This is a genomic window from Acinetobacter minutum (assembly GCF_035916735.1).
In the GTDB taxonomy this organism is placed as follows: Bacteria; Pseudomonadota; Gammaproteobacteria; order Pseudomonadales; family Moraxellaceae; genus Acinetobacter.
Map to the genome: position 1 here is coordinate 22,712 of NZ_JAQIHG010000027.1, position 6,000 is coordinate 28,711.

General features: G+C 42.2%; 6 protein-coding genes. 2 read left to right on the plus strand and 4 right to left on the minus strand.

Annotated elements, in window-relative coordinates; all coding sequences use genetic code 11:
* Positions 1-341: 341 nt before the first annotated feature.
* Positions 342-1,787 (minus strand): aldehyde dehydrogenase family protein, encoded by a 1,446-nt coding sequence (locus tag PAE54_RS10360; RefSeq protein WP_326519379.1) that lies wholly within the window; start codon positions 1,785-1,787, stop codon positions 342-344.
* A gap of 125 nt (positions 1,788-1,912) precedes the next feature.
* Here PAE54_RS10360 and PAE54_RS10365 point away from each other — a divergent pair, with 125 nt between their 5' ends.
* Together PAE54_RS10365 and PAE54_RS10370 are read left to right on the plus strand one after the other, a co-directional pair.
* Positions 1,913-2,608, plus strand: a complete 696-nt coding sequence (locus PAE54_RS10365) for a TIGR04219 family outer membrane beta-barrel protein (protein WP_326519380.1) — start codon at positions 1,913-1,915, stop codon at positions 2,606-2,608.
* Positions 2,609-3,014: 406 nt separating this feature from the next.
* On the plus strand, positions 3,015-3,542 hold the full coding sequence (locus tag PAE54_RS10370) for a lytic transglycosylase domain-containing protein (protein ID WP_273777888.1): 528 nt from the start codon (positions 3,015-3,017) through the stop codon (positions 3,540-3,542).
* Between the two features lie 63 nt (positions 3,543-3,605).
* Here PAE54_RS10370 and cysK read toward each other — a convergent pair whose 3' ends face one another.
* The 3 genes from cysK to PAE54_RS10385 form a co-directional block, all read right to left on the minus strand.
* A complete protein-coding gene (gene cysK, locus PAE54_RS10375; protein ID WP_326519381.1) occupies positions 3,606-4,604 on the minus strand; it encodes a cysteine synthase A in 999 nt (332 codons plus the stop codon).
* Between the two features lie 167 nt (positions 4,605-4,771).
* On the minus strand, positions 4,772-5,083 hold the full coding sequence (locus tag PAE54_RS10380; RefSeq protein ID WP_326519382.1) for an ankyrin repeat domain-containing protein: 312 nt from the start codon (positions 5,081-5,083) through the stop codon (positions 4,772-4,774).
* A 281-nt stretch (positions 5,084-5,364) separates the two neighbouring features.
* On the minus strand, positions 5,365-5,820 hold the full coding sequence (locus tag PAE54_RS10385; protein WP_326519383.1) for a YiiX/YebB-like N1pC/P60 family cysteine hydrolase: 456 nt from the start codon (positions 5,818-5,820) through the stop codon (positions 5,365-5,367).
* Between the last annotated feature and the right edge of the window lie 180 nt (positions 5,821-6,000).

Sequence of the window (6,000 nt, forward strand, 5' to 3'; positions counted from 1 at the left end):
ATGAATGCTTGCTTAAAGCCAATCGATCAATTTTGCTTCTTTAATGCGTGCACAATACCCGTTTTTTATAAATTTTTCTGTAATTTCTCCTGTCTTTTTCGACGTTATAGCACTTTATTTTTATCAAACGGTCAATTTATGATTAGTTTCGATAGCTGACTAAAACTCATTCGACTGTTTAATTAAATTGAATAATCTTCCTTCACCAATTTATCGCGTAAAAAGAGATAAGCCGACAGATCAGATCAATAATCCATCGGCGAGATCTCTCGAGGGTTTTCCAGGTTTTTAATTTAAACTAAATAATCCAAACAGGCAGGTTTTACTTGTATTCCTACAGCTTAGTATTTAATTGCCAAAACCCGCTCCTCTTGCATATCACGAATCGCTGACTGGATCCCTTCACGTCCCAAGCCTGAATCTTTTACACCGCCATACGGCATATTATCAACACGGAACGTTGGCACATCATTGATAATTACACCACCGACCTGTAAATGATCCCAGGCATACAGCATTTTTTCCAGACTCTGCGTATAGACACCGGCTTGTAAACCAAAACGGCTGGCATTGATCCGTGCAATGCCCTGCTCAAACTTTTTGTACTTCTCCAAAATCGCAACAGGACCAAACACTTCATTCTGATACACATCCAAACTTGGATCGACTTTTTCCAACAGGGTCGGATCAAACAGTACCCCCTTCAGCTTGCCACCTGCCAAGATTTTTGCACCCTGCTGTTCGGCCTGATCGACCCATTGTTTCAAACGTAATGCTTCCGAGGCCTTAATCATCGGCCCCACCAAGGTTGTGGTTAAGTTTGGATCGGCTGCCTGAATTTTCTTCAGTTTTGCGACGAGTTTCTTTTTCACTTCGCTGTAAATATCGGTATGCACCAAGATGCGCTGTACACTGATACAGACCTGACCCGCATGGCCATAAGCTGCCGCAATCAATCGGTCAATCAGCGCATCACTAATTTCCGTATCGGGTTCAATCATCACTGCCGCATTGCCTCCGAGTTCCAGAGTGACCTTTTTACGGCCTGCACGGGCTTTCATATCCCAGCCCACGATATCAGAACCAGTAAAACTCAATAGCTTGAAACGTTCATCTGTCACCAAAATGTCAGCATCCTGACGTTCACAGGGCAAAATCGAAAAAGCGCCTTTTGGAAGATCGGTTTCCGCCAGAATCTGGGCAATTTTAAGCGCTGACAGTGGAGTAAGACTCGCCGGTTTCAGTACAAAAGGACAACCTGCTGCAATTGCAGGTGCAATTTTATGTGCAGTTAAATTCAGCGGGAAATTAAACGGACTAATCAAGGAAACCGCACCGATCGGCACATGCTTGACCATGCCCCGATAAGCAGCTGCGGCGGGTGTCACAGCCAACGGAATCATCCGGCCCTCATCAAGTTGAGTCACCGCATCCGCAGCCAGCTGAAATGTATTGATTAGACGTTCAACCTCGGCTGCTGCTGCCAGTCGCGGCTTACCGCCTTCCTGCACCAGAATATCGGTCAGTTCACCGCGCAATTGCTGAAAACGCTCCACACAATGCAACAAGATTTGCTGTTTCTGGAATGGCTTTAAGGCTGCCATAGCCACTTCTGCCTGAACGGCAGCACTCATGGCTTGCTCTAACACCACCGAGTTGGCTAATGCAACACGTGCAAATGTCTGACCACTAAACTTATCTTCTACTTCTAGCCATTTTCCGGTTTCACAAGCTTTCCCGGCCACATATAAGGGATAATCCAGAACCATTTCGCTGCGACTGCTCATTGCCATTCCTCAACAGAATTTCTTTCGATGCCTGAAAAATCGACATAATTGCTATATGATGCGCTCATTTATATCGATAACGTCAATTTATTTTTCACTATAAGATTCTTTTTGGAGTCATATCAATGCATAAAACATGGACTTTCCTCAGCGTAGCAGCTCTCCTTGGTTGCAGTTCTTTAGCTCAAGCCGATCTTGTGGCCGTCAAAGGCAGCGTTGACTACTGGTATACAGAAGGTGATGCCAATATGGCCCCACAAAGCCAGAGTGATCTCTCCTTAGATCAAAAAGGTTCAGCACAAGTGACGCTGGCCATTGAACACCCTGTTCCATTATTACCCAATGTCAAATTGCGCTATAGCAAAATCGATAACCAGACAGAACAGCAGATTGCCAATACCCCTGTCTATGACATTCAAATGGAAAATGCTGACTACATTCTTTACTACGAGTTACTCGATAATGTCGTGAGCGCAGATCTTGGTATCGCTGCGAAACAAATCAATGCGGATATTACAGTCAATGGACTTACTCAAAGTAAAATTGATGAAACCTATCCAATGTTATACGGCTCAGTGACCGCTAAACTTCCATTTACCGGCTGGAGTGTCAGCAGTGAAACTCTGCTCACGGATTATGATGATACTCGCATCTCTGATACCCAGGCGGAAATTAAATACAACTTTGTCGACAATCTTTTGGTCGATCTAGGTGCTAAAGTGGGCTATCGAGCCCTAAATATTGAAATGGATAAAAACAGCAACAATGAACGTAAGTTTGAATTCAAAGGACCGTATATCGGTTTAGATGCCCATTTCTAAATTGCTGCGACAGACAAAAAAGCTGAATCAGGATATTCAGCTTTTTTAATACTTGTTGATGGTGAAAGACCGTTTGCTTGTACGTTATAGCCTACAACAATCGCCGCAATTGTCGAATATCCTACGCCCACAATTCTACTTATGATAGAGACATACAGAGACAGGATGTCTCGTCAAATAATAAAAAATGCAGGAAGCGAATCGTTGACGATAGTGAACGACTTGAACCCCATACAGAAAAGCCCGGTTAGGATGACTGGGCTTTTCTTTTATCATTCATAATCTTTTGCACCTACATATTGCTCCAACATGCTTACTTGACGCACTGAGTTACAGTTCTTACCATCCTTATGCTTCATGCTTTTTAATATTTTTTGCTTCTTTGATTATCTGTGATCCAACTAAAATGAAAAATTTACCTATTTTAATACTCTCTCTTTCTACTCTGCTGATTGCTGGCTGCTCGAGTTTAGGCGGGGGATCAGTTGCACAACGTTCAGCAAAACTCGCCTCTGGGATTGAAAGGGCCTATGCTGTTGAATCTAATACAGCCCGTCGCGTTGCTCCACTAATTGTGCAGCATGCTGATCAATATGAGGTTGATCCATTGCTCATGGCTGCACTAATCCAACAGGAATCGAGCTATCGAAATTATGTCGTGTCATCTGCAGGGGCAGTAGGTTTGACTCAAGTCGTTCCACGCTACTGGCAAGAAAAATGTCCGGGGGATTTATTTGATGAATATACCAATGTGCGCTGTGGCACCTATATTTTAGCCAGCTACAATCAGGCTGCAGGAAGCTGGAAAAAAGCCTTGGCCTATTATAATGTTGGTCCAACTGCATATGAAAATAGTTTCTGGACGCGACATAAGGGAAAAAAATATGCACGTTCCGTGCAAGAGAAACAGAAAATACTCAAACAAGCTTTATAAATGATTGAAAGATAAATCGTGGAACCCCGACCTTAAAAGGGATTCCACGAAAAAATAGCAGACTTATTCTTCAAATAAACCCTCAAACAACACAGATGACAGATAACGTTCACCACTATCCGGCAAGATCACAACAATCGTTTTACCCGCATTCTCTGGACGTTCAGCCACTTTTGCTGCTGCGGCCAATGCGGCCCCACAAGAAATTCCCACTAGAATACCTTCTTGTGTCGCACATTTTCTTGCCCATTGAATGGCTTCATCACTGCTCACCGGCAGAACTTCATCCACAATGCTTAAATCCAGGTTTTTAGGAATAAAGTTTGCCCCAATGCCCTGAATTTTATGTGCTGCAGGGGTGATCGATTCACCGGCTCGAGTCTGAGTGATGATTGGAGATTCTGCTGGTTCAACTGCGACAGAATAAATAGGTTGATTCTGGTTCTGCTCAAAATAGCGTGAAATCCCTGTAATCGTTCCGCCTGTACCCACACCCGAAACCAAAATATCGACTTTTCCAGCAGTCGCCTGCCAGATCTCCGGTCCTGTAGTCTCCTGATGAATTTGCGGATTCGCTGGATTTTCAAACTGCTGCGGCAAGAAATACACATCCGGTTGTTCTGTCGCTAACCGCACTGCTTCATCCACAGCCCCTTTCATCCCCTTTGCAGGTTCAGTCAATACCAGATTGGCACCTAATGCCTTAAGCACTTTACGACGTTCCAGGCTCATACTGGCCGGCATAGTCAAGGTAATCGGATATCCTTTCGCAGCCGCAACAAAAGCCAAAGCGATCCCTGTATTCCCACTGGTAGGTTCAACAATATGCATACCTGGCTTAAGTACACCCCGCTTTTCCGCATCAGCAACTAACGCTGCACCGACACGGCATTTCACTGAAAAGGCTGGATTACGGCTCTCTACTTTTGCCAGGACAGTTGCCCCACTCTGAATAATACGGTTCAGACGAACCAGTGGGGTATTGCCAATTGCTTCTGCATTATTTGAATAAACGGCAATGCCTAAATTAGCTGGTGTTGGAAATTGTGCATCAGTTGACATGTTATATCCTTATTCGACTTCATATAGAATTATTCTCATTATAAGCAGATTGCAGGGATCTGCTTCACTCAACACAATAAGACTTCATCTGAAAATTTCACAAGTAATCCAGAAATAATGCTTAAGCTAAAAGACCCAATGAATATTGATCATGACCAATTTCAGTTTTATAAACTTTGTAGATATTCAATAACTTCTGTATTACCCGCCATTTTTGCCAGCTCGAGTGCTGTATATTGGCTTTTATAATTTATATCTGCGCCTTTACCAATCAACAGCTTTACCACATCCAGAGAATCATTTTCAGCAGCTGCCTGTAATGCACTATAGCCTTCATCATCTATCTGGTTCGGATCCACCCCTTGAGATAAGAGCTGTGCCACCCGTTCAAGATCCCCTAATGAAGCCCAGTACACAAGTTCAGGAAGATGGAGTTCTTCATCATCTTCAGACAGGGGAGAAAAAGAATGAATTTGCATAATGAAATGACCTCATTTTTTAGCTAAAGAACCACTGGAGTTTACCGAAACAATCGCAAAATAAAGTCTTAGAAAATCCATATTAAAATAATACTGCTCTCCGTAACGTACAATGCGTTAATCATTGAGGACATAAGTTCTTGTTGAGTTTATAAAATTCGCTCAAAAAGCTCTATTCTCGAATCGAGCCAAATATCTTGAGGACTAATAAATCCTAGACGATTATACTTAAATTCAATACCGGTCTGTAAAAAACACTCATATACCAGTTCGGAGCATATTTATTCACCATCTACTTTTTTCTTACCTTTATCTAATGCCACCCTCGCTAGAATTCTTGAAATTTCATCACGATCGTATGGCTTCGTCAGCTCATCAATACCAAAACTTGATAATTTCGCGATATTAATAGCTTGACTAATGTTTAAACGTGCCACAATGATTTTGCCTTTATAAGGCCTATTATTTTCATAGGTATGTAAATATTTAGATAAGGAAACAATTCTTACTCCCATATCTTCAACGCTCTCAAGGAGTAAAATTCGGTCAATTTCCTCAACTCTAATAATAATCGCTACATGACTCCAGGGACTATGGGTCACCTTTTGAATTGCTTTGGATACCAAGTAATCACCTGAGGCAAAAATCAGATCACCTGATTTCAGAGTCAAACGCACTTCCTCATAAGATACCGACTTTAATCTTTCTATATCCCTCCGACTTATAGCAAAAGCCATCTTTTTATTTCCTTATAATTTTTATGAGCTCCTATTTTACCTTTCTCCTTTTATTTTCATTGTAATGATCTATTAACTTTCCGCTACAAAGTAAAAAACCCCTACCATATTTAATGGCGGGGGTTTTTAGAATAATGAGCTGGCGATGACTTACTCTCACATGGGTAACCCCACACTACC

What these genes read in the sequence shown, in the direction of transcription:
- PAE54_RS10370 (WP_273777888.1), top strand. Translation starts at nt 3,015, where the DNA reads ATGAAAAATTTACCTATTTTAATACTCTCTCTTTCTACTCTGCTGATT.
- cysK (WP_326519381.1), bottom strand. Translation starts at nt 4,604, where the DNA reads ATGTCAACTGATGCACAATTTCCAACACCAGCTAATTTAGGCATTGCC.
- PAE54_RS10365 (WP_326519380.1), top strand. Translation starts at nt 1,913, where the DNA reads ATGCATAAAACATGGACTTTCCTCAGCGTAGCAGCTCTCCTTGGTTGC.
- PAE54_RS10385 (WP_326519383.1), bottom strand. Translation starts at nt 5,820, where the DNA reads ATGGCTTTTGCTATAAGTCGGAGGGATATAGAAAGATTAAAGTCGGTA.
- PAE54_RS10380 (WP_326519382.1), bottom strand. Translation starts at nt 5,083, where the DNA reads ATGCAAATTCATTCTTTTTCTCCCCTGTCTGAAGATGATGAAGAACTC.
- PAE54_RS10360 (WP_326519379.1), bottom strand. Translation starts at nt 1,787, where the DNA reads ATGAGCAGTCGCAGCGAAATGGTTCTGGATTATCCCTTATATGTGGCC.